The following is a 21,750-nucleotide window of genomic DNA, read 5'->3' as shown; positions in this document are numbered from 1 at the left end:
TGTGGCTCTCGCTCTCCAGTCGATCCTGTCGGTCGACTTCGTACATGTCACTCTTTCTGTCGGACAGGACGAAGGGCCAATCACGGTAACCCATGGGCCGGGCGGACAAATGCCGCGGGAAGTCACTGAGGCGATCCGGCTCGAGATCTCGCCTGAATGGTTTGAAAGCGCAGGGCGGCCTCAAGTGATGTCCAATCCGCTTGGCCCCGGCAATGCCCACATTGCAACGGCCGCGATCGGATTGGGGCGATCCATACTTGTGGCTGGGTCGTTCGGTCCAGGGTTTCCGAGAGAGACCGATCGACTTATGCTCAGCATCGCTGCAAGTAATGTCGCAATAGCTTTGCAGCGTCGGGAGGCAGAGGCGGACGAACGGCGTTTTGTAGCGCTCGTCGAGCGATCTTCCGACTTTGTTGCCTTTTCGGACCTGAATGGCGGGGTCCAATTCGTCAATTTGGCAGGCCGCGAGCTGGTGGGAATCGAGCCGACAGACGATATTTCAGATATGCACGTCGTCGACTTCGTTAGCTCGAGCGATCAGGAGCTTCTGCTGAATCAATGTTGGCCCGCCGCTTTGACAGACAGGCGCTGGATGGGGGAACTTAACCTATGTAATTTCAAAACGGGGGAGAAAATCCCATTCTTAGTCGATATTTTCAGGATCGACGACCCTCGAGGCCACGGGCCTATGAACGTTGCCACGGTCAGCCGCGATCTGAGAAGGCAAAAACAAGCCGAGCGCGAACTGCGGCGTTTGAACGAGTCGCTCGAACGAAGCGTGGAGCTGCGTACCGCCGAGCTGATGGCGGAGATCACAGAGCGCAAGCGGGCGGATGAACGGTCGCGGGAATTGCAGTCAGCTCTCTCGCATGCGGGCCGGCTAAGTGTAGCCGGCGAAATGGCTGCCGCTCTGGCGCATGAGTTGAACCAGCCGCTCACGGCGGTCGCGAATTCCGCCAACGCTGCTTTACGTCTCCTTGCGCGATCCGGGTCGATGCGGACAGAATCGGTGCGTGAGATAATGGATGATGTTGCCGGGCAGGCATTACGCGCCGGCCAAATACTTCGGCGTCTTCGCGACTTTGTCACTCGCGGGAAGAGCGAAAAGAAGAGCGAGGACATCGAGACGCTAATCCGTGAAGCGAACGCATTTGCGCGCACCGGATTAGAGAGCTTGGAGGTTTCTGTAGGTCTTTTTTTTGATCCCCGCGCATCGCATATTTACGCAAATCGAATTCAGATCCAGCAGGTCTTGGTAAATTTGATCCGTAATTCTCTCGAGGAAGTCGCGAGCACACCGCAAGCCAAAATTGATGTTGTGACGCGGCAAATCAACAGCAAGGAGATCGAGATATCCGTGGCCGACAACGGAAGGGGCGTGGTGCCGCTCGTGGTCGATAAGCTGTTTCAACCGTTTGTCTCGACGCGGCACGATGGTATGGGATTGGGTCTCGCCATCTGCCGTTCAATTGTGGAATCGCACAATGGGAAGCTTTGGTACGAGCCAAATCCCGGTGGCGGAGCCTTGTTTCGATTCACTCTCTCATCTGTAGAGCCAACGGAATAGGACCATGCCGAGTGACGTAGTGTACATCGTCGATGACGATGCAGCCGTTCGCCGATCACTTAGACGCCTGCTTGAGTCAGCTGGCTTTGTTACACGTTCGTTTGGGGCACCGATTGAGTTTCTGGATGCGGCTCCCAATCTTGCAAGGGGCTGTGTCCTGTTGGATGTGCAGATGGCCGTCATGAGCGGTCTCGAAGTGCAGGCGGCACTCGACAGAATGGGCTCCACGATACCTGTTGTCGTTATGACGGGCCAAGGTGACGTGCCGACGGCGGTTCGGGCGATGAAGGCCGGTGCGGTGGATTTCCTTGAGAAGCCGTTCGATGATGACGTGCTGCTCCAAGCGATTGAACGCGCGCTGGCGCGGTCCGGTCGTCCACACCAGGCTCGTGAGGCGTTAGAGGCGTGGAACCGGATTGCTGTCCTCAGCCAACGAGAGCGCCAGGTTCTCGATGCAATTGCGGGCGGACAACCAAACAAGATAATTGCCTTTAGGCTTGGTATCAGTATCAGGACGGTTGAGGTCCATCGGTCGCGAATGATGCACAGATTGGGAGTGCGTCAGGTTGCAGAAGCTGTGCGGCTATTGGTATTGGCTGGCTTGACTCCGCAAGGCGTGCTTCGACAATCCCCTTGAGGATACTTTTTCAGAAAGCCGTGAGGACGATCAATGTTCTCGCGCGGAGTGGCCCCTCTGCTGCATCATCGCCAACGCTGGTCAATACAGGCCTTCGCCTTCTCGCCACGGTCCTGTTCCAGTGAAGGATAATCCGTGTAACCTTTCTCGCCGCCACCATAGTATGTCGTCGGGTCGTCTACGTTCAGTGGTGCATCGGCGCGGAGCCGTTCGGGCAGGTCGGGATTGGCGATAAACTTGCGGCCGAAGGCGATCAAGTCGGCATGGCCATCGCGTAACCATTGTGTGGCGGTATCGACGTTGAACCCTCCAGCAACGATGAGCGTTCCCTGATATTTGTTCCGGATCAGTCTGGCCATGTTGAGGGCGTAGGGGTCCGGCTTCCTGCCATTCTGCATCTGCTCGAGCGCGGGATTAACGATGTGCAGATAGGCCAATCCATAGCCGGAGAGTTGTTCGGCGACGTAAGCGAAAGTCGATTCCGGAGCGTCGTCGCTGATGTCGTTCATCTTGCCAAGAGGTGAGAGCCGGACGCCGATCCTGTCCGCTCCGAGAATGGGGATCAGGGCTTCCGTGATTTCAAGCAGAACCCGCACCCGATTTTGAACTGTGCCGCCATAGGCGTCGCTGCGGCGGTTGGTGCCGCTCTCGATGAACTGATCGATCAGGTAGCCGTTGGCCGCATGAATCTCGATGCCGTCGAATTCGGCGGACACCGCATTCCTCGCCGCGCGCTGATACTGTCCGATCAGGTATGGCATTTCCTCAAAGGCCAGCGCGCGTGGACGCACAAAGGGAACCAGTTCTCCCTCGCCGCGCTCGTTCTCGATGAAGGCCTTGCCCGCGGGCGTGATCGCCGAGGGCGCTACGGGCAGCATGTTGTCCGGTTGCAGGGCCGGATGCGAAATGCGACCTACGTGCCAAAGCTGGTTGAAGATCAGTCCATCAGCCTCGTGCACAGCCTTCGTGACCTGCCGCCAGGCTTCGACTTGTTCGCGGCTATGGATACCCGGCGTCCAGGCATAACCCTGACCTTGCATCGAGATCTGGGTGGCCTCGCTTATGATCAGGCCGGCAGAGGCGCGCTGCGCATAATAGCAGGCAGCAAGTGGAGACGGTACATTGCCCGGCTGTCGTGCTCTTGAACGGGTCAATGGCGCCATGACCACTCGATTGGGCAGGCTGAACGGCCCAAGCCGGCATGGTTGGAAGAGGGGGTTCGCATCCCCATTGTGGACCGCGTGGAGCACGCGGCTGGGCGTGGTAGCGGTGACCATATGGCCTCAAGTCGAAGGAGTTAACTGCTTCAAGCCCTCGGTAAGGAAGCTTCCGAAAACCGGTCGATCTCTACTCCGCAATATAAGGAGGATCGGTATATCGCCCTGACAATCGTCAATGCCCGTACTTATTGATGAGCGGACGGCCCGAACTGCTATAGACGCGAGAAGTGACCTTACAGCGCCGCCAGTTCGGTCAGCTGGGCGATTTGCTAGGTTCGATCGCCCGCCCCGCCGCCCGCTCCGCACGACGCGCTCGTCCAAGTTGAAGCCGGATCTGTGTCTCCATCAAACCTTCGCTGGTGATTCCATAAAACACCGGAAGCGCCAAGAAAATCAACAGAGCAAGCTTCGGCGTCATGAGCCAACCGGCCGCGCCCGCGATCGCATAGAGGGCGACGCCGAGCACGGCACGAAACCGTTCATTGGGGAAGAAGCGCGGGTCTACGCCGGGCTCGACAAGATAGCGGTGTACGCTCAGGACGTGAAACAAGAGGAGCCATGCCAAGCACATGGCGCCGGCTAATGCGGCATAGACGGTAACCGCAATCTGGGCGTCGCGTTCGCTTCCGCTCTGAATGGCGGCGGAGAGAATGGCTGTCGGAAAGGGGATCAGACCGGACGTCAGCAACAGAAAGAGATTGGCCAAATGCAGGCTTCGATCGCAATAGCGAACACGAGCAAAGACGGCGCGATGATTGAGCCAGATAACGCCAGCGTAGCCGAACGAGGCGAGAAAGGCGATATAGCTGGGCCATTGTGCCGCCAGCTTGTCCAGAAGCTGGCCGGGCGTATATTCCGGCCTGACGATCTCGGCGACGAGCAAAGTGATCGTGATGGAAAACACATTATCGCTGAAGTTCTCGAGGCGATCGGTGCCCGACAGGCGCACGTGAGGCCATGGGAAGTCGTCCTGGAGTTCGGTCGGAGACTGGGTATCCTGTCTTATGGAGCTCATTTCCAATACACGCCAGCCCCGTCAGATGCGCGACATGACGGCTGTCAGCTTTTCGTAAGTGTTTTCCGTTTTGCTTCGAATGCGCTGCTCGGCTTACGGTCAAGATTCGATTGGTATGCGCGTGATCGTTCGTCCCCGTTCATCGGTGACAACGACAGAATAGCCAGACCAACCGCCATCCCGCGCCAGCTCACGAGCAATGGTCAGTCCACGTTCCGCCGCGTGTCGAGGCGAGAGGAAAACGCCACCGGATTGGTCGGGATAGTTCGTTCCGTTCTCAATATGAAAAGAAGAAGCGGCCTCCTTCTGCGGGCTTCCTCGTTTGCAGATCGCTAAGTGGCTGTCCCGCGTTCAGGCGATCGAGATAGCAGCGCGCTGCATACCTCAGGGGTTCCGTGATCGTGGCGACCAGTGGTTCAACATCTTGAGAAAAAGGACGTCCTATCCGCTGGTGAACGCCCAGAATGATGGCATGACTCGCAGTGTCCGTGAGTCGCGTTCCCAGGATGTCCCTAACGCCGCAGCTCAGTACAAACTCGTTGTACCACTCGCTTCTCCGCAAAATTGCCTCTGGAAGAGACTTGGAGAGCATGCTCCAGCGTGCATCCAGCAATGGCGAATATGGATCGAGCGCGGCGTATTGGTCGACGTAGCGGGATTTGAACTCGGCACTGAGACCGCCTTTCGTCGACCGTACCCATCGTCTTGTTCGTGACAATCAGCGCCGCACCCGCCACGCCCGCCTCATCCATCAGCCTGTGAAGCGCTTTTGGCCAGGCATCCCGTGACATCGCTGCCTCGTGAAGTGTTGAGAGAAGTGATGACTGCATGATCCGTGACCTTCAAAGAGATTGGCGAAGTCCGCACGCGCAAGCTTATGGTAGCCGTTCAGTCGCAAACGCATCAATTCGTGCGTTCGGAATCTGTGATCCGCATGGCCTGGATGTCTCGCAGGAGGCAGCGCAGCCCGTATATCTGATCCAGCAGATACAAGACCAGCGCGATACCTTCGTCGTTGACACCGAGGTCACCCTTGAGATCCTGAATGAGGCGCACGCGTGCGAGATCCTGCTCCGAAAACGGATGCTCTGGTCGTTGCGCAACCAGCCATTCTGCATCCACCCAGGCTTCAATCGTGGAGGAATCGAGGTGAGATCGATCGGCGAATTCCTGGAGCTGCATTATCACACTCCCATCGACTGTCTTGGGCTATCGGAAGGCTGCCACTCACTCACAAACCGTTCGAGGTCCGGGTCTGGCTTCTTTGGCAGAACCAGTTTCAGCGTGACGTACTGGTCCCCTCTGCTGCCATCGGCGCGCGGCACGCCGCGTCCCTTGATCCGAAGAACCCGGCCGAGCTCGACCATTTTGGCACAGAGACCGCGACAGCGCCGCTCACGGTTGGGACCTTGAGTTTCGCGCCCAGCACGCCTTCTTTCAGTGAGATCGGCAGCTCCAGGTGGATGTCGTCGCCTTTGCGGACGAAGTAGGGGTGCGGCAGGACACTGATCTCGATCAGGGCGTCGCCTGGCGGACTGTCTCCGGCTCCCCGACGACCCTTACCTTTCAGGCGGAGAATCTGGCCGTCGCTGGTGCCGGGAGGAATGTTGACCTCGAGCGTACTCCCGTCGGGCAGAACAATGGATTGCTTGCCGCCGTTGACCGCATCGAGAAAGTTGAGCTCAAGGTGATATCGGAGGTCAGCCCCGCGTCCGCGCCGGGTGGTGCGGCCGGCGCGTCCAAAGATCTCGGAGAGAATATCATCGCTGCCGGCGAAGTCACTGAAATCGGCAAAGCCGGCCCCATTGGTGTAGCCCGTCGAACCTTCCCGATCGGCGAAATCCCGGTAGTATCGCCGGGGCTGCTGCTCGGTACCTGATGCATCGATCTCACCGCGATCGAACCGGGCGCGCTTGTCCGGATCGCTCAGAAGCGTGTAGGCGGCGGAAAGGTCCTTGAATTTGTCCTCCGCCGACTTGTTGCCGGGATTGAGATCAGGATGCAGCTTCTTCGCGAGCCGCCGGTAGGCCTTTTGAATGTCGGCCTCTGTCGCGTCCTTCTTGACGCCCAGCGTTGCATATGGATCTGCGGCCAACACCAGCTCCTGTTTACACGTCGGCCCGACCGGGCGGACCGCCGTTCATTGTTGCGGCGGTGACGGCGATTCTGTTCTAGGCGGTTTGGCGACAACGACCCTGGCCGGCCGCAACAGACGGTCGTGAAGCATGTAGCCATTCTCCAAAACGTCCGCGACGCTCCCGGGAGGTTGATCGGACCGATCGGTTTCCATCACTGCCTCGTGCTTCATCGGGTCGAATGGCCGATTCAGAGCCTCGATTTCTTCCACGCCGAAGCGTTTCAGGATCTGTGACAGGATACGATCGGTGGCGACCACGCCGCCCAGCAGGCCGTCGTCGTCCTTGGCGCGCTGGTCCGGCGAGCCGGCGCCGATGGCTCGCCGCAGATTATCCGCCACCTGTAGCAGTTCGCGGGCAAAGTCGGCGATCGCATATTGCCGGGCGTCTTGGACCCGACGCTCGGCGATGCGCCTTGTGTTCTCAGCGTCCGCAAGTGCACGCATCAGGCGGTCACGCTCGGCGGTGGTCTCCTGCGGCTGGTCGCCATCCTTGCGCTCACCCGCGGGAAGCTCGCCGAGCTCATCATCCATGGTGTTGGTAGCCATGTCGTGCTCCATCTGTCGCGTTCGCCCTGATTGAAGGGCTTCAAGAAGCCTTCCGGTCGCCGGGGTCGACTTCTTCGAATTCCGCGTCGACGACGTCCTCGCCGCTACCAGACGATCCCGCCTGTCCGCTGCCGGGAGCGCTGCCTTGGGACGCTGCGCGGTTCAAGGCTTCGCCGATCTTGGATGCCGATTGCTGCAACCGTTGGGTTGCCTGCTGGATCGCTGTCACGTCCTCCGCGCTCATCCGTTGCTTTGCCTCGGCGATCGCCTGCTCGATCTCCCTCTTGATGTCGGCTGGAATCTTCCCCTCGGAGTCCTTCAGGGCCTTCTCGGTGCTGTAGATCACCGCGTCGGCCTGGTTGCGAGCCTCGATGAGTTCCTTGCGCCGCTTGTCCTCGTCGGCGTGGGCTTCTGCCTCCCTGACCATCCTCTGGATGTCTGCCTCCGTTAGGCCGCCGGACGCCTGGATCCGGATACTCTGCTCTTTGCCACTTGCCTTGTCCTTGGCCGAAACGTTGACGATGCCGTTGGCATCAATATCGAAGGTCACCTCGATCTGCGGCACGCCGCGCGGTGCCGGCGGGATCCCGACCAGATCGAACTGTCCAAGCAGCTTGTTATCCGCTGCCATCTCGCGCTCACCCTGGAAGACCCGGATCGTGACCGCGGTTTGGTTGTCCTCCGCTGTCGAGAACACCTGGCTCTTCTTGGTCGGGATCGTGGTATTGCGCTCGATCAGCTTCGTCATGACGCCGCCGAGGGTCTCGAGGCCCAATGACAAGGGTGTCACGTCGAGGAGCAGGACGTCCTTGACGTCACCTTGGAGAACGCCGGCCTGGATCGCGGCGCCGACTGCGACGACTTCATCGGGATTGACGCCCTTGTGAGGCTCGCGTCCGAACAGCTTCTGCACGGTCTCCTGAACCTTTGGCATGCGGGTCTGGCCGCCAACCAGCACGACTTCGTTGATGTCCGATGGCTGCAGGCCCGCATCCTTCAACGCCGCCTTGCAGGGATCGATGGTGCGCTGGATCAGATCGTCGACGAGCGCTTCGAGCTTGGCGCGCGACAGCTTGATATTGAGATGTTTCGGTCCGGCCTGATCTGCGGTGATGAAGGGCAGATTGACGTCGGTCTGGGTGGCGCTGGAGAGTTCAATCTTGGCCTTCTCGGCCGCATCCTTGAGCCGCTGCAAAGCGAGGCGATCTTTGCGGAGATCGATTCCGTTTTCCTTGCGAAACTCGTCTGCCAGATAGTCGATGATCCGCTTGTCGAAATCCTCGCCACCGAGAAAGGTGTCGCCATTGGTTGATTTGACCTCGAACACGCCGTCGCCGACCTCCAGGATCGAGACATCGAACGTGCCGCCACCGAGGTCATAGACCACGATCTTGCCGCTGCCTTTCTTGTCGAGGCCGTAGGCCAGGGCGGCCGCAGTCGGCTCATTGATGATGCGCAGGACTTCCAGCCCGGCGATCCGGCCAGCGTCTTTTGTTGCCTGGCGTTGCGCGTCGTTGAAATAGGCGGGCACGGTGATGACGGCCTGGGTGACGGTGCCGCCAAGTGTGGCTTCCGCGGTTTCCTTCATCTTGGTGAGGATGAAAGCGCTAATCTGGCTCGGACTGTGCTTCTTACCCCGGACGTCGACCCAGGCGTCGCCATTGTCGCCCGGCACAATGTGGTAGGGCACCATGGCCTTGTCCTTCGCCGTGATCGGGTCGTCGTAACGGCGGCCGATCAGGCGCTTGATGGCGTAGATCGTGTTCTCGGGGTTGGTGATACTTTGCCGCTTGGCCGGCTGCCCGACCAGGACTTCGCCATCGTCCGTGAAGGCGACCATGGACGGCGTGGTGCGCCCACCTTCGGCGTTCTCAATGACCCTGGCTTTGCTGCCTTCCATTACGGCCACGCATGAGTTGGTGGTTCCGAGATCGATGCCGATTGCTTTTGCCATGATCAGATTCCTTCCAATTCGAATGCGGCGGACGGCTGCGCCGTCGTGGATGTTCGGGGATGGGAGGCGAGACGCTTCGAGCCTTCGCTGTGAGGAGAGAACCGGGCTCTGGCGTCTCGCCGCGCCAACGGTCAAGCAGCTTCCTTGACCTCGATCTTCTTCGGTTCGGGCTTTGCGGGCTTTGGAATCGTGATCTTCAGGACGCCGTTGGCCATCGTCGCCTGGACGGAGGACGGGTCGATGCCCGGCGGCAGCTGCAGTACCCGAAGGAACACGCCGTAGCTGCGTTCGCTATGCTGGACATTCTTGTCGCTCTTGTCCTTGCCGCCGTCCGTGCTCTGCTCCACCTTCTTCTCGCCGCGAATGGTGAGCGTATCGTCCTCGATGGAAATGTCGACGTCCTTGCGCTCGAGCCCCGGCATTTCGGCGGTGACTTCGATCGCCTTGTCTGTTTCCGCGATTTCGATGTTCGGCACGAGCTGCTGTCCGTTGGGGCCCAAACCCTGCGAAAACTCGCTGAACAGGCGGTCGATTTCCCGATGCAGGCCGAACAGGCCGAAGTCGGGCCGCGTCAGCATTCCTGCATCACGAGATGGGACGAGTGAACGTAACCTCATTTGACTTCTCCTTCTGAGTTTGAGATGCGACCAAATCTAGGGACTTACGACGATGCGATCGTCGACCCTGCTCACACCAGGCGCCGACCAGGCGACGCGCTCGGCTTCCTCGCGTTCGATCCAGGGGCGGACCGTGCCCTTGAGAATCACTTCGCTTCCGTTCGCCTCGACCTCGATCCGATTGGCGTCGACTTCGGCATTTCGCTTGAACGCGTCCTGAATCTTCTGCTTGAGCTCGGAGGGCTCGACGCTCGGCTTGACCATGATTACGTTGAGGACGCCCTTGATGCCTTTGACCTTGCGAACCGCGTTCTCAGCCACGGTTTTTTGATCTTGCCGTTCGGCGGAGCCTTCGAGCGTGATCCAGCCGTCTCTGACGATCGCCGTGATCTTCTCGTGAGAGATCGGAAGCTCTGACTTGAGCGCAGCGACCGCGTCGCGTGCGATATCAGGATCAGGACGCTGATCGATTGATGGCAGCCGAACCTCGATGTCTTTAGCTATGGCGCGAACGCCCGCCACCCGCTTCGCCGCGGATTCGGCCTCAAGCCGATCGGGGTAGCTGTGGGTGAAGCCTGCGAGCTCCACAACACCGTCCTTGACCGAGACGGCAATGTCGTCGGCATCGAGGTCTGGATCCCATTTCAGCTCTTCGCGGACATCGCGTTCGATCTCAGTGTCTGACCTCAAGACTGGCTCCTGGCATATGCGAATGGCATTATCGGCGCGGCTCGGTCGTCGCTGGTCGGAGCAATTTACGCGTGAGGAGCAAGCGAGCCATGACGACCGTCAACTTCTGTCCCGAGTTTCTCGCTTGAGCTTGTGCAGTCGAACGGGGTGAAAATAGCGAAAAATGATCTTTGTGGACGGTATGAGGGCGGCTGGGAGAAATGACGCGGGCGCAGCATTTGTCGCGGCCTCGTTACGGTTGCCCGAGGCGTTCGTCACCCAGCCAGGGGTCCGGCCGAAGCGAGTGCAGCGGCAGATCTCCCGGCAGCTTTTCCAGATCGATTTCATGAACGTGCACGGCCTGCGCGCCATGCCGCATCAGAATCTCCTGGGCCTGAGCTTCCTTCTCAGGTGCGCGAACCCGAACCCATATCAAGAGGCCATCCCATTCTGCGACCGGCTCCAAGCCTCGGACTTGCTGGCGGCGCAGCAGTCGGTATATGGGCACGATGGTGACGGCGCCCGTGACGATCCCGATAAGAATTGACCACATCGCAACCGCCAGAGGGTCATACCCCTTGAGCATTAGGAACAGAGCGGATCCAGCCGCTGCGATGCAACCGAGAACGCTGCTGGCGACGGCTTCAGCACCAAGCAAGTCGTCGCCACCAAAGAAGGGCTGTCTCGGCGTGGCCGGCAGGTCGGCGAGATCGGCCGGAGGAATCACGGCGTAATTCAGCCGTCGTTGCACCTCGTCGGGAGATGCGCTGACGTCGATGTCGGAGCGATCGAATCCCGTCAGAAGAAGATCCTGGGCCGCATCATCGAGCGCACGTCGCGAGTGAAAGACACCGGTCACTTCGCGGGTACGCCTACGGTCCAGGATCGTGTCGGTTGGTCCTGACATCGACATAGGATGCGACCGTCAAGAGGATCGGTAGTGGAATTCTGATAGCTTCTTGAGCTCTTCCTTGGATGCGCCTGGAAGAGTGACCTTGCTGCCGGTGTCATCGATGACGAGGCTGTTAAACGGGACTGCGACCAGATGGCCGCCTACGCCGAGAAAGCCGCCGACCTGCAGAATCGCGAAGTCGAGTTGCTTCTTGTCTTTTGCGGCAATCACGTCGTCCAGGCTTCCGATCTTCTCATTCTTGTCGTTCATAACGGTGCTGCCGATCACCTTGCTCATGCGATAGCCCTGAGCGACGACGCTCAAGTCAACCTTGACGAGAGCTACACCAGCCTGCGGCAGAGCCGGATTGATGCTGAGGACAGCCAATATTCCGGCAGCTGCCGCCAAGCCAGAATATTTCCTCCACTTCGGCGGGTTCGGCGTGATGATGAAGTTCGAAAGGGTACGGGTGATGGTTGCTTCCATGTCTTGCTCCTGTGATTGGTAGTGGCTTAGCGAGTACCCCCTTTGGACCGGGGCGGCCCTGACCATTGTCAATTCGCAGATCGCTTAATCGACGCCGTGGCTGAATGCCTTGATTGCCCAACCGTCATGGCTACCCATTTGCGGCAGCCTGCGCCTGGATCAAAAGCTCCGTGCAGTGAGAAATCGAGGGCAATTATCCCTACAGAGACGTGTTGTGTGCCCCACGCCCGAGCGATGAAATGTCGTTGGCATTGGTGCAACCCGTCTCATGGTCGATCGCGCCTCACGTCTCCATGTGATGTGTTTCAAGCGCCGTTACGTGTTTTTACGTAAGAAAATTTCCCAAGTTTACGCGGTTGTATAGCTGGTAGTTGATTGCCCGCGAGCGGATCGTTGCTCCCCGCGAGAGTGCGCTGAAGAGGGAAGGACAGGGAAATGAAGCCAGTAATCCACCCAGCGGACTATTATCGAAGGATGCTTGCCGCTCAGTCGCACGCGCTGAAGCGGCTCGACGGGTCGGCGGCAATTGTCAAATTGAACCGCGACCAGCAGGTTCCGGAAGACGACGGCACCGCGGGACATTGGTACTACGTGATTGCCGGTTCAGTCCGATGGTCGACGGTCCGGTCCGATGGACGGCGGCAGATCCTGGACCTGATGCTGGTGGGCGACTTCTTTTTTGTCGGAAGCAGCCAGAGAGAAGACGCAATTGAAGCGGTTTCGGAAGAGACCGTGCTCGCGAGCTATTCCGGAGCGCGGCTTGAGAATCTCGGTGAGCGCGATCGCCAGTTCGCAAGGGAACTGAGAGAGATTACCTTTCAATCGTTGGAACGTACCCGACACCAGCTCGTAGTCCTCGGTGGAGTCACGACGGCAGACAAGGTGAGTGCGTTCCTGCTGCTGCTTGAGGAGCGCTACGGGGACCAGGAGGGAGACATACGGCTTCCTATCACGCGGTATGATCTCGCCGAGTACCTTGCCGTGTCCGTGGAGACCGTGTGTCGTGCGTTTTCAGATCTGCAGCAGCGCGGTGTCATTGCTCTGATTGGGATTCGAACAGTCCGCATTGTGGATCGCGATGCACTGCAGCACCAAAACGGTAGAAAGTATCCGAACGCTGGTTCTGACAATATCGCTGCCTAATTGCGCTCTAGCAGTCACGTAGCAGCCGTGCGACGGAATTCGCTTCGGCCGCGTCTGGTCGCCTGCGAAGTTCAAGGTAGACAAGGTAGCGCTGCGGATGCTCGATCTCTGGTACAAGAACGCCGCGATCTACAGCTTGAATGTGGCCACCTACAAAGATGGTGACGGAGATGGTGTCGGCGATTTCAAGGGATTGGTGTCGCAGCTCGATCATATAGCCCAGCTGGGAGTGGATTGCCTGTGGCTGCTTCCATTCTATCCAAGCCCAGGGCTGGATCATGGTTACGATGTGACGGACTACTACAATGTCGCGCCCGCACTCGGAACGCTCGGCGACTTCGTCGAATTCAGCCATCAAGCGCGCCTGCGCGGCATGAGATTGATCATCGATCTCCCAATCAACCATACCTCTGAGCAGCACCCGTGGTTCCAGCAGGCGCGCGCTGACCCTCATTCGCCATTTCGCGAGTACTATGTCTGGTCAGACACGGAACCGGAAGACAGCACGGAGGGCGTGGTATTTCCGGGGGTGCAACTGAGTGTATGGACTTACGACCTTTGCGCCCGAGCCTGGTATTATCATCGCTTCTACCAGCACCAGCCCGACCTGAACATTGCATCTTCCGCCGTTCGCGAGGAGATCTTCAAAATCGTTGGCTTTTGGCTTGAACTTGGCGTGTCGGGATTTCGTATCGACGCCGCCCCCTTCGTTGTGGAGGAGATACGCGCGGACCGTCCGCCAACGCGCCGATACGAGTTTTTTGGAGAACTTCGTGACTTCTTGTCATGGCGCAAAGGTGATGCTGTCTTGCTGGCAGAAGCAAATGTTGCTCCTTCGGAACTCGATCATTACTTCGGCAGTGGATCGCGCATACACCTTCTATTCGCGTTCCTTTTGAATCAGCACCTGTTTCTTGCGCTTGCGCGCGAAACTGCCGAACCGCTGCAGTGGTGTCTGGCCGCACTTCCTCGGTTGCCACCGTTCGCTCAGTGGGCCCAGTTCTTGCGCAATCACGACGAGCTTGACCTGGGGCGCTTGAAACCTGAAGAGCGTGAGGAAGTCTATGCGGCCTTTGCGCCATCCCGCAGAATGCAACTTTACGGACGCGGAATTCGTCGCCGTCTGGCGTGCATCCTTGGCAATGACCGCCGGCGGATCGAACTCGCCTACAGCCTGCTCTTCAGTCTCCCTGGCACACCGGTCATCTACTACGGAGATGAGCTGGGAATGGGCGACGATCTCGCGCTTCCGGAGCGATGGCCGGTACGGACTTGCATGCAATGGGCCGATGACGAAACGGGTGGTTTCTCTCAGCCTGCGGCTCGATTGCGTTACGACATGATCCAAGAGGCCGAGTACGCCCCGTCCAAGGTCAACGCTGCCGCTCAGCAGCGCGACCCGGATTCTCTCTTTAACTGGCTGCGGCGTCTGGTCGAACTACGAAAGGCTTGCTCGGAAATCGGGTGGGGCGATCTAAGTTTGCTGCAAGCAAATGTCCCCTCCATTCTGGTTCAGAGATTCGCGTGGGAAGGTCAATCGGTGCTGATATTGCACAATTTGTCGCAAGCTGAGTGCCGAGCGCAAGTCGATGGCTTCTCGGTCGGGCAGAAACTGACCGATCTTTTCGGCAATCGCGTGTACGCGTCGGAGCCCGGCGAGGACTCGATGATCGAGCTCGACGGCTACGGATATCGTTGGTTTCGGATCGTCCAATGAGCATACCCGGCTGATAGCAGCGACCTTCAGCCGGATTGTCACCGAAGCTCGCCGGCCTGCCGCGGGCCCGCAAGCGCCGTTGGGAGTTATTGATGAAGATAGCTCAGATTGCTCCGCTGGCCGAAAGCGTCCCGCCAAAGCTCTATGGTGGAACAGAAAGAGTGGTCGCATGGCTCGTCGATGCACTCGTCGAACACGGGCAGGACGTCACCCTCTTTGCGAGCGGAGATTCCAGGACCCGCGCCACACTTTTTCCGGTCTGGCCCAAAGCCCTTCGCCTTGGGCGACCACGCTCAGACCCGAATGCGGCTTTGGCTGCCCAACTGGAAGCAGTGTCCGATTGCGCTAACCAGTTCGACGTGATTCACGCTCACATTGACTGGCTACATCTCCCCATCCTCAAGCGAGCAGGAGTGCCATTCATCACGACGATGCACGGTCGGCTGGATCTCCCGGGATTGCCGGCCGTGACCAGCAAGTTTCCAGAAGCTTGGCTTGTATCCATCTCTGATAATCAGCGCATCCCGCTCGCCAGCGCAAACTGGTGTGGAACGGTTTATCACGGTCTGCCCATCGACCAGTTCCGCGCCTCATTTGCTACCGGATCGTACCTGGCGTTTCTCGGGCGCTTGACCGCCGAAAAAGGCCCTGAAGATGCTATCCGCATCGCGCTCGCCGCTAAGATGCCGCTTCGGGTCGCCGCCAAGATCCCACGCGCCGAAAGTGGGTACTTCAGAGAGAAGATAGAGCCTCGGATTGACGGCAAACAAATCCAGCTCGTCGGCGAGGTGGATGACGATTCGAAACAGCCGTTCCTTGCAGGAGCTGCTGCTTTGCTGTTCCCAATCAGGTGGCCCGAGCCGTTCGGATTGGTGATGATTGAGGCGATGGCCTGCGGAACGCCGGTCATTGCCTACCAATCCGGTTCGGTGCCCGAGATTATCGAGGACGGCGTGACAGGCTTCATCGTCCAAAACGAGGACGAAGCAATTGAGGCTGTGACGCGGCTTGGACAAATCGATCGAGGGCGCGTCCGCGCGCGCTTCGAAGAGCGCTTCACGGCGGAGCGGATGGCACGGGATTACTTGCGCCACTACCGCGCCCTCGTGGCCCGGTAACGCTGGACACCCTATGTATCGCTTTTGGGTCAACGTCTCTGTGATCTAGACCAAGATCGATCGAGTCGGCGCTCTCGAACACTGCGCCAGAGATCTGATGAACCAAGATCTTTCTTCGTTGGGTGTCGGCCCTGCCTTGCATGTCCGATCAGCCGAAGAAAGTGGATTCAATGGAGGCACCAATGCCCCTCAGCGAAACGGCATGCGAGATCCTCGCATTTTTTCGTGACACACACCGGAAGCCCGGCGCCCGCATGACAATGGCAACTCTCGATGCACATTTCGGGACGGATCCCAGCGTTGCGGTGGCGGTTTCCGAGTTGAGGCAGCATGGATACGTCAGCGTTCCCGATGCTCGCACAGTGGAACTGACGGATGTAGGGTTCGACGCAATCCAACGTGGCGCTTCTTAAACTGATCGTCCGACCTTGCTTGGCAGCATCGTCGTGAATGCAGCTCCCGGCATGGCGCAGCCGAGCAACACCACCCTTCAATGACCTCGTGACGCGCCAACGGTGTCGGCGACCCGTGCCCCGCGCGCGCCGATCTTGGTTGGCGGCCCCGTGGTTGTGTCGCGGGCGGTCTGATGCTCCATCTCCGCATCGATCTCGGCGCCAAGGAGGATGACGATGGCCGAGATCCACAGCCAAGTCATAAAGCCGATGACGGCCCCAAGCGAACCGTACGTCTCGTTGAACTTACCGAAGCTCGCTGCATACCAGGAGAATAAGCCGGACACTGCGAGCCAAAGCAGTGCCGCGATAGCGCTGCCCCACGTCACCCAGCGCCATTGGTCCGCCTCTCGGCTGGGGCCATAGCGGTAGATCAGGGCGAGGGCGAGCGAGAGCAACAGGAACATCGTCGGCCAGCGCCCGATGCGCAGCAGAAGGTCGCCGGTGTTGGACAAACCGACGTATTTGAGCATCACTGGGACAGCGACGATGCAGCCTAAGGCCGCCATCATGAACACGATCCCGGCGACCGTAAAACCCAGGGAAACGGCATTCAGCTTGAAGAACCCGCGCTTCTCGTCTTCACCGTAAATGATGTTCAACGTGTCGAAAAGCGACTTCATGGCGGCATTGGCGCTCCAAAGAGATGTTGCCAGCCCGATCAGGAAGGTGATGCCGAGCGTGTTGGAGCCCTTCGACGCCACACGGGTCAGTTGCTCTTTCACGATATCCAGTGCCCCGCCAGGGAGGAAGCCGCCAAGCTGATCGAGGTGTTTGCCGATGCTCATGGGATCGGAGAAGAGTCCGTAGATTGCAACCAACGCGGCAATCGCCGGAAAAACGGCAAGTATGCTGTAGTAGGTCATACCTGCTGCGAGGGTGAGGACACGGTGTTTAGTGATGTTGGAAAGGACACGGAACAGGATGTCCTTCCATCCCTTCGCGGGGATTTTCGACGGCGAGGTCGCCTGCCGGCCACGATCTTCTTCTGATTCGACGTCCCCGTCTGCTCTCTGAGGCGCCTCGTGAGGCGTTCTTGAATTGGAAATCTGCTTTTGGCTTGGGGCTTCTTGCCCGCCCGGAATCGTGTCAACATTCGTCATGACGCTCTCCGAACGTCCAATCGTGTACGGCGGGAGGTGTTCCCTTTTTTTGTTCCCTGGGGTCGGCTCTCTGTAATCGGACAGTTCGCTGGATTTGTATGGCGAGCGCCCGGCACCGGCAGTCCTAGCGACGCGCGCGGCAGCTCTCGGCGCTTGGCCGACCACTTCACTGCGCCGAGCTCAGCGCCCGTCGAACAGCGATCTCGTGGGTTCGCTCTTCATCAGGAGCGTCATTGAGCCCTTTGAACGCTAGTTCAGAGGAACGGGCTTCGCCTTCCCGCATTTGAAGCTAAAGGAGCGAACATGACTGAGAACGACAATCGATCCAGAAACAAAGGCGAAAGCGCCAGCCCCAACACCAAGGGTAATGCACCGCAGAAACAGGGCGGTGATCAAAGCCGGAAGGCTCAAGAGTGGGGTGGTGGCAACAAGGCTAGCAAGGGCCCCGTCACGAAAAGTGACAAGCAAAACGAGAATTCCAGCGCCAAGAGCTGACAAATGGTCAAAGCACGCGCCACTGCGCAGCCCGGAAAGAAAACCGGGAAACATGGCGGCAACCGCGGAGGTCATCGGACGCATGGTGCCGAAAAGGTAAGCCGGGCCGGGCGTCAGGGCGCGGGCAAGAACCCCACGCGAACTCGCAAGAGTGGGCGTTCGCCGCCTCCGTGACATTGGCAGAATGCACCCATCGCGAAGAGCTGGAAAAATCAGCAACGTCGGCGTGGACCGTTGGACCGGTATCATCCACCTCCGTTACTGGGAAGCTTGGCGGCGAGTACGTCGATCCTTTCGAGCGTCGCTGGCCCCGTCAGCAGCGCGGCGGTCTCATCTGACATGAACGCAGCTGCCACATTGCCGGCAAGGTGGGCGTTGCGTCCGGCGTCGTTCGGAAAGGCATCGAAGATACCGAAGGTTGACGGTCCGAGCCGTAGCCCGAACCAAGAAATGGTTGCCGGCTCGCCTTCAACAATCGGCAGCGCGCTCTTCAGGAACTTCTCGACGGCGGCTTCACTGCCGGGCTGTGCCTCGATACGAACAAACAATGCTGCGGTGACCATAGCTTTTTTACTTTCAGTGCGATGCCGCCTTTTCAGTGCAATGCCGCCTTTGCGGCGGCACGCTATGCCTGGTTACGTCCACGCATGGCCCAATCTGCGGCGATACGATCCCGTATGACGGACGTCGGCCCGTCGCTCACGCCGGTACGGCGGAGGAGCGAGTCTGGTCGTTCTGTCGGGCGCGCAACTTGAAGGACAGAACGACCAGCGCGATACCAAAGACCATCGCATAAGCTCCCATCCACCACGTAAGCACCACCGCCCCAATCAGCGGCATGGCGACCAGCAGCGCGCCATAAACGAGCGACAACAGCCCGCCCAGAACCATCCACCAGCGGCCATGATCAAGCTTGAGGCGAAAGCCGGCAGCCATCATCAGCGCGCCTGAGATAATCGCCCAGGCGGCGACCATAAAGACAAAGGCAAGTACCGTCAGGCCAGGCCAGATAAAGGCAGCAACGCCGACCGCGATATTCAGGAGGCCTTCAAATATCAACAGTCCCCATTCATCCTTCCGTCGCATCGCACGAACGGCGGAAATGATTCCCGCTACGCCGTCGACCAACATGTAGGCCGAGAACAACAACACCAGCGATAGCATGGTGGGCCCTGGGAAGAGAAAAGCGAGCAGCCCGAAGATGATTCCGAAGATGCCCCGCAGGAGGAACAGCCACCAATTCTTGGCAAGCATCGTGGAGGCAGAGTCGATGTTAAAGTCAGCGTTGCTGTTGACGGTCGTGCTGGTCATGTCTAGCTCCAAGAATAGCCATCGGTTCCAGGGTCCGGACATAGTAGCGACCTGACGCCGCGACATGCCTTGACAGCTATCAAGCTTGCTCGCTGCGAAATAATCGAAAGGCGGAGGCCTTAGGTAGTCCCCCTAAATCGCAGAATCGGCGCTTCGCGAGCAGCATGATGAACCGGGAGCGCCGAGCACTTTGTGCCGAGGCAAGGAGAAGAGCGTGCCAAAAGAGCGTCCCATGAACGGGGTTGAACCCGAGAAGTCCGAAGATGACATGCAACGCGACCTGTTGGGGCCGCGCGGCGTTCCCGGAGCGCCAGATCCCGCCAAGATGACGCCGCAACGCGCCAAGAAGACGCCGCTCTACAATTTGGACCCGGGGCACCCTTCATAGAGGCGAGCGAGTTCTTGCAACACGTGCCGTGGACTATTGGAAGGGTTTCTATCTTTGACCACAAGCATTCGCGGGTCCTCGCCGGCGAAGCCTGATCTCTCATTCGCGTGGAAAAAGAAAGGACCGCGCAGTTGTGTGCTGACGGTCCAAGTCAAGGGAGGACGCCCGGGAAGGGCAGCGATGGTGGGACACATCGCTCTTTGGATCATCGCAAACGCCAAGGGGCGGTGCATTGATAGTTCTCAATTGGATCGCAGTAAAATTGAAGAGCGCGGCGCCGCGTGCGACGGACATTGCTGACAGCAGTCAAGGCAGAAGAATATCCTCGCCTATATGGTCCCGTGAGATTTCGGCTGACCGCTGACAACGCGCGTCAGGCCAAAGAAGAGGGCGTCATGTCGATTATGGATGAATTCCAGGAGACGAAGAGCGAGGTCAGGTTGGCTTCGCTTTATCAGTGGTTTGAGCGCGCTGTGGTGCTCTTCCTGACGTTCCTGATCGCGATCGTGGTGGTCGCGGCGGTCTGGACACTGAGCCTGAAGATATTGTTCGGGCTGGTGCTGGCAGGCAGTCTGGATCCGTCTGATTTCGAGGTGTTCCAGGCGGTTTTCGGCATGATCTTTACCGTGATCATTGCGTTGGAGTTCAAGAAGTCCCTGTTGGTGGTGGCCGAACGTCGAGAGGCAGTGGTGCAGATCCGCTCCGTGGTGTTGATCGCGCTGCTTGCCGTCTGCCGAAAGATCATCATTCTGGATCTGAACGAAACGGATGCCGTTCACACGCTGGCACTTGCGACCGTTATCCTCGCGCTGGGTGTGGTGTATTGGCTGATACGCGCAAGCGATTGCCGACAGGAAGAAGCAGCCTAGAGGAAAGAGCCACGTTGGCACTATGGGGCCAAACGAACAGCGCGCAGGATTGACGTTTGCCAAGGCGCCGTTCCTCTGGGGCGCTCATCTTCGTGAACGAAAGAGTAGCGCCACTGCTCTTAAGGGGATCATCTGAGGAGCGAGCCATGGCCGCAACCAACCGTGCAGTCACCTTTATGGGGCCTTACAAACTAGAGGTCCAGGACAGAGGATATCCGAAGCTCGCGGATCCCAAAGGGAAGAAGATCGAACATGCTGTCATTCTAAAACTGATCACAACGAATATCTGCGGCAGCGACTTGCACATCTATCATGGCCGCTTCGCTGCACCCTCAGGAATGCAATTAGGTCATGAGAATACGGGCGAAGTGGTCGAGGTAGGCTCGCATGTGGAGCGCATCAAGGTTGGCGATATCGTCTCTGTGCCTTTCAACGTTGCCTGTGGCACATGCCGGAACTGCAAGGAACGCCATACCGATGTTTGTCTCAACGCCAACGAGGAACTCGGATTTTGCGGAGCGTACGGCTTCAATCTGGGCGGATGGCAGGGCGGCCAAGCCGAATACATGATGGTGCCTTGGGCGGACTTCCAGCTCTTGAAATTTCCTGACAAGGAGCAGGCGATCGAGAAGATCAGGGATCTCACTCTGCTATCGGACATCCTGCCCACAGGATATCACGGCTGTGTCGAGGCACGCGTCGGGACCGGTTCAACCGTCTACATTGCCGGCGCCGGCCCGGTCGGGCGTTGCGCAGCGGCGAGCGCACACTTGCTCGGAGCCTCCTGTATTATCGTCGGCGACCACAACAAAGCGCGGCGCGATCTCGTCAAGAATGCCGGTTACGAGGTCGTTGATCCCTCAAGCGCCACGCCCATTCCGGATCAGATCGAGAAACTCCTCGGCAACGGCTCGCGCTGGGTGGACGCGGCCGTAGATTGTGTCGGACTGGAGTGCCACGGTTATGGGCCCGACGGCAGCGGAAAGAACGAGGAGGAGGCTGTCCTCAACACTTTGATGGAGGTGATCAAGCCCGCGGGCGCCATGGGCATTCCCGGCGTCTATACCAATCTCGATCCAGGTGCACCGAACGAACTCAACAAGAAGGGCTTCATGGCTTTGGGTTTTCCCGCGGCTTGGGTCAAATCGCCATCCTTCACCGCAGGTCAGTGCCCGGTCATGCATTACAATCGCGAGTTGATGATGGCCATTCTTTGGGATCGGCTGCCCTATCTCACGAGACTTCTGAACACCGAAGTCATACCGCTCGAGAGAGTGGTGGAAGCTTATCAGAGCTTCCATGACGGATCGGCCAAGAAGTATGTGATCGATCCACACAACACCACAAAGCTCGCGTCGTCGGTCGGGACTGGTGAACGCGTACATGCGCGAGCTTCCGCTTGACGTCGCTTAGA

The 21,750-nt window shown here is 58.8% G+C and carries 22 protein-coding genes and 1 pseudogene; 9 read left to right on the top strand and 14 right to left on the bottom strand.

What is annotated here, in order from left to right; all coding sequences use genetic code 11:
* The first annotated feature begins 1 nt into the window (after window position 1).
* Together ACNJYA_RS23290 and ACNJYA_RS23285 are read left to right on the top strand one after the other, a co-directional pair.
* A complete protein-coding gene (locus ACNJYA_RS23290; RefSeq protein WP_439400776.1) occupies window positions 2-1,567 on the top strand; it encodes an ATP-binding protein in 1,566 nt (521 codons plus the stop codon).
* A 4-nt stretch (window positions 1,568-1,571) separates the two neighbouring features.
* Entirely contained in the window at window positions 1,572-2,204 is a 633-nt protein-coding gene (locus ACNJYA_RS23285) for a response regulator transcription factor (protein ID WP_212257310.1), read from the top strand.
* Between the two features lie 65 nt (window positions 2,205-2,269).
* Here the strand turns inward: ACNJYA_RS23285 and ACNJYA_RS23280 are convergent, their stop codons facing one another.
* The 11 genes and pseudogenes from ACNJYA_RS23280 to ACNJYA_RS23230 form a co-directional block, all read right to left on the bottom strand.
* On the bottom strand, window positions 2,270-3,367 hold the full coding sequence (locus ACNJYA_RS23280) for an alkene reductase (RefSeq protein WP_246571302.1): 1,098 nt from the start codon (window positions 3,365-3,367) through the stop codon (window positions 2,270-2,272).
* A gap of 310 nt (window positions 3,368-3,677) precedes the next feature.
* Window positions 3,678-4,439, bottom strand: a complete 762-nt coding sequence (locus ACNJYA_RS23275) for a TMEM175 family protein (protein ID WP_212257312.1) — start codon at window positions 4,437-4,439, stop codon at window positions 3,678-3,680.
* A 99-nt stretch (window positions 4,440-4,538) separates the two neighbouring features.
* Window positions 4,539-4,721, bottom strand: a complete 183-nt coding sequence (locus ACNJYA_RS23270; protein WP_439403463.1) for a DUF6894 family protein — start codon at window positions 4,719-4,721, stop codon at window positions 4,539-4,541.
* Between the two features lie 621 nt (window positions 4,722-5,342).
* The gene (locus tag ACNJYA_RS23265; RefSeq protein ID WP_439363443.1) at window positions 5,343-5,621 is read right to left on the bottom strand and encodes a chaperone modulator CbpM; all 279 of its coding nucleotides are present in this window, start codon (window positions 5,619-5,621) and stop codon (window positions 5,343-5,345) included.
* A gap of 2 nt (window positions 5,622-5,623) precedes the next feature.
* A pseudogene (locus tag ACNJYA_RS23260) lies at window positions 5,624-6,534 on the bottom strand (DnaJ C-terminal domain-containing protein).
* A 45-nt stretch (window positions 6,535-6,579) separates the two neighbouring features.
* Window positions 6,580-7,122 (bottom strand): nucleotide exchange factor GrpE, encoded by a 543-nt coding sequence (locus ACNJYA_RS23255; protein WP_212257316.1) that lies wholly within the window; start codon window positions 7,120-7,122, stop codon window positions 6,580-6,582.
* A 40-nt stretch (window positions 7,123-7,162) separates the two neighbouring features.
* Window positions 7,163-9,076: a molecular chaperone DnaK gene (gene dnaK, locus ACNJYA_RS23250; RefSeq protein WP_212257317.1), complete on the bottom strand. Its 1,914-nt coding sequence runs from the start codon at window positions 9,074-9,076 to the stop codon at window positions 7,163-7,165.
* A 131-nt stretch (window positions 9,077-9,207) separates the two neighbouring features.
* Complete coding sequence (locus tag ACNJYA_RS23245; protein WP_212257318.1) at window positions 9,208-9,654, bottom strand: Hsp20/alpha crystallin family protein; 447 nt, start codon at window positions 9,652-9,654, stop codon at window positions 9,208-9,210.
* A gap of 75 nt (window positions 9,655-9,729) precedes the next feature.
* Window positions 9,730-10,383, bottom strand: a complete 654-nt coding sequence (locus ACNJYA_RS23240) for a BON domain-containing protein (protein ID WP_439400775.1) — start codon at window positions 10,381-10,383, stop codon at window positions 9,730-9,732.
* Window positions 10,384-10,615: 232 nt separating this feature from the next.
* The gene (locus tag ACNJYA_RS23235) at window positions 10,616-11,221 is read right to left on the bottom strand and encodes a hypothetical protein (protein ID WP_439400774.1); all 606 of its coding nucleotides are present in this window, start codon (window positions 11,219-11,221) and stop codon (window positions 10,616-10,618) included.
* 66 nt (window positions 11,222-11,287) lie between these two features.
* On the bottom strand, window positions 11,288-11,740 hold the full coding sequence (locus tag ACNJYA_RS23230; protein ID WP_212257321.1) for a PRC-barrel domain-containing protein: 453 nt from the start codon (window positions 11,738-11,740) through the stop codon (window positions 11,288-11,290).
* Between the two features lie 435 nt (window positions 11,741-12,175).
* Between ACNJYA_RS23230 and ACNJYA_RS23225 the strand changes: the two genes are divergently transcribed.
* From ACNJYA_RS23225 to ACNJYA_RS23215, 3 genes are all read left to right on the top strand, one after another.
* Window positions 12,176-12,883 (top strand): helix-turn-helix domain-containing protein, encoded by a 708-nt coding sequence (locus tag ACNJYA_RS23225; protein WP_212257322.1) that lies wholly within the window; start codon window positions 12,176-12,178, stop codon window positions 12,881-12,883.
* A 97-nt stretch (window positions 12,884-12,980) separates the two neighbouring features.
* On the top strand, window positions 12,981-14,600 hold the full coding sequence (locus tag ACNJYA_RS23220; RefSeq protein WP_212257323.1) for an alpha-amylase family protein: 1,620 nt from the start codon (window positions 12,981-12,983) through the stop codon (window positions 14,598-14,600).
* A gap of 92 nt (window positions 14,601-14,692) precedes the next feature.
* Entirely contained in the window at window positions 14,693-15,718 is a 1,026-nt protein-coding gene (locus tag ACNJYA_RS23215) for a glycosyltransferase family 4 protein (protein WP_212257324.1), read from the top strand.
* Between the two features lie 490 nt (window positions 15,719-16,208).
* Here the strand turns inward: ACNJYA_RS23215 and ACNJYA_RS23210 are convergent, their stop codons facing one another.
* Window positions 16,209-17,273 (bottom strand): YihY/virulence factor BrkB family protein, encoded by a 1,065-nt coding sequence (locus ACNJYA_RS23210; RefSeq protein WP_439363435.1) that lies wholly within the window; start codon window positions 17,271-17,273, stop codon window positions 16,209-16,211.
* A 303-nt stretch (window positions 17,274-17,576) separates the two neighbouring features.
* Between ACNJYA_RS23210 and ACNJYA_RS23205 the strand changes: the two genes are divergently transcribed.
* Entirely contained in the window at window positions 17,577-17,768 is a 192-nt protein-coding gene (locus ACNJYA_RS23205) for a hypothetical protein (protein ID WP_212257326.1), read from the top strand.
* 245 nt (window positions 17,769-18,013) lie between these two features.
* Here the strand turns inward: ACNJYA_RS23205 and ACNJYA_RS23200 are convergent, their stop codons facing one another.
* The gene (locus tag ACNJYA_RS23200) at window positions 18,014-18,331 is read right to left on the bottom strand and encodes a putative quinol monooxygenase (protein ID WP_212257327.1); all 318 of its coding nucleotides are present in this window, start codon (window positions 18,329-18,331) and stop codon (window positions 18,014-18,016) included.
* Window positions 18,332-18,467: 136 nt separating this feature from the next.
* Complete coding sequence (locus ACNJYA_RS23195; RefSeq protein WP_212257328.1) at window positions 18,468-19,079, bottom strand: HdeD family acid-resistance protein; 612 nt, start codon at window positions 19,077-19,079, stop codon at window positions 18,468-18,470.
* Between the two features lie 232 nt (window positions 19,080-19,311).
* On the opposite strand from ACNJYA_RS23195, the gene ACNJYA_RS23190 reads away from it, so the two are divergent.
* The 3 genes from ACNJYA_RS23190 (at window position 19,312) to ACNJYA_RS23180 (ending at window position 21,739) form a co-directional block, all read left to right on the top strand.
* On the top strand, window positions 19,312-19,467 hold the full coding sequence (locus ACNJYA_RS23190) for a hypothetical protein (RefSeq protein ID WP_439363433.1): 156 nt from the start codon (window positions 19,312-19,314) through the stop codon (window positions 19,465-19,467).
* Window positions 19,468-19,862: 395 nt separating this feature from the next.
* Entirely contained in the window at window positions 19,863-20,336 is a 474-nt protein-coding gene (locus ACNJYA_RS23185) for a phosphate-starvation-inducible PsiE family protein (protein WP_212257329.1), read from the top strand.
* Between the two features lie 146 nt (window positions 20,337-20,482).
* Complete coding sequence (locus ACNJYA_RS23180; RefSeq protein ID WP_439363431.1) at window positions 20,483-21,739, top strand: glutathione-independent formaldehyde dehydrogenase; 1,257 nt, start codon at window positions 20,483-20,485, stop codon at window positions 21,737-21,739.
* Window positions 21,740-21,750: the final 11 nt, after the last annotated feature.

The organism is Bradyrhizobium sp. BLXBL-01 (genome assembly GCF_051853025.1).
In the GTDB taxonomy this organism is placed as follows: domain Bacteria; phylum Pseudomonadota; class Alphaproteobacteria; order Rhizobiales; family Xanthobacteraceae; genus Bradyrhizobium.
Note: the sequence above shows the minus strand (reverse complement) of the source record. Positions and strands in the feature narration are given on the sequence as shown.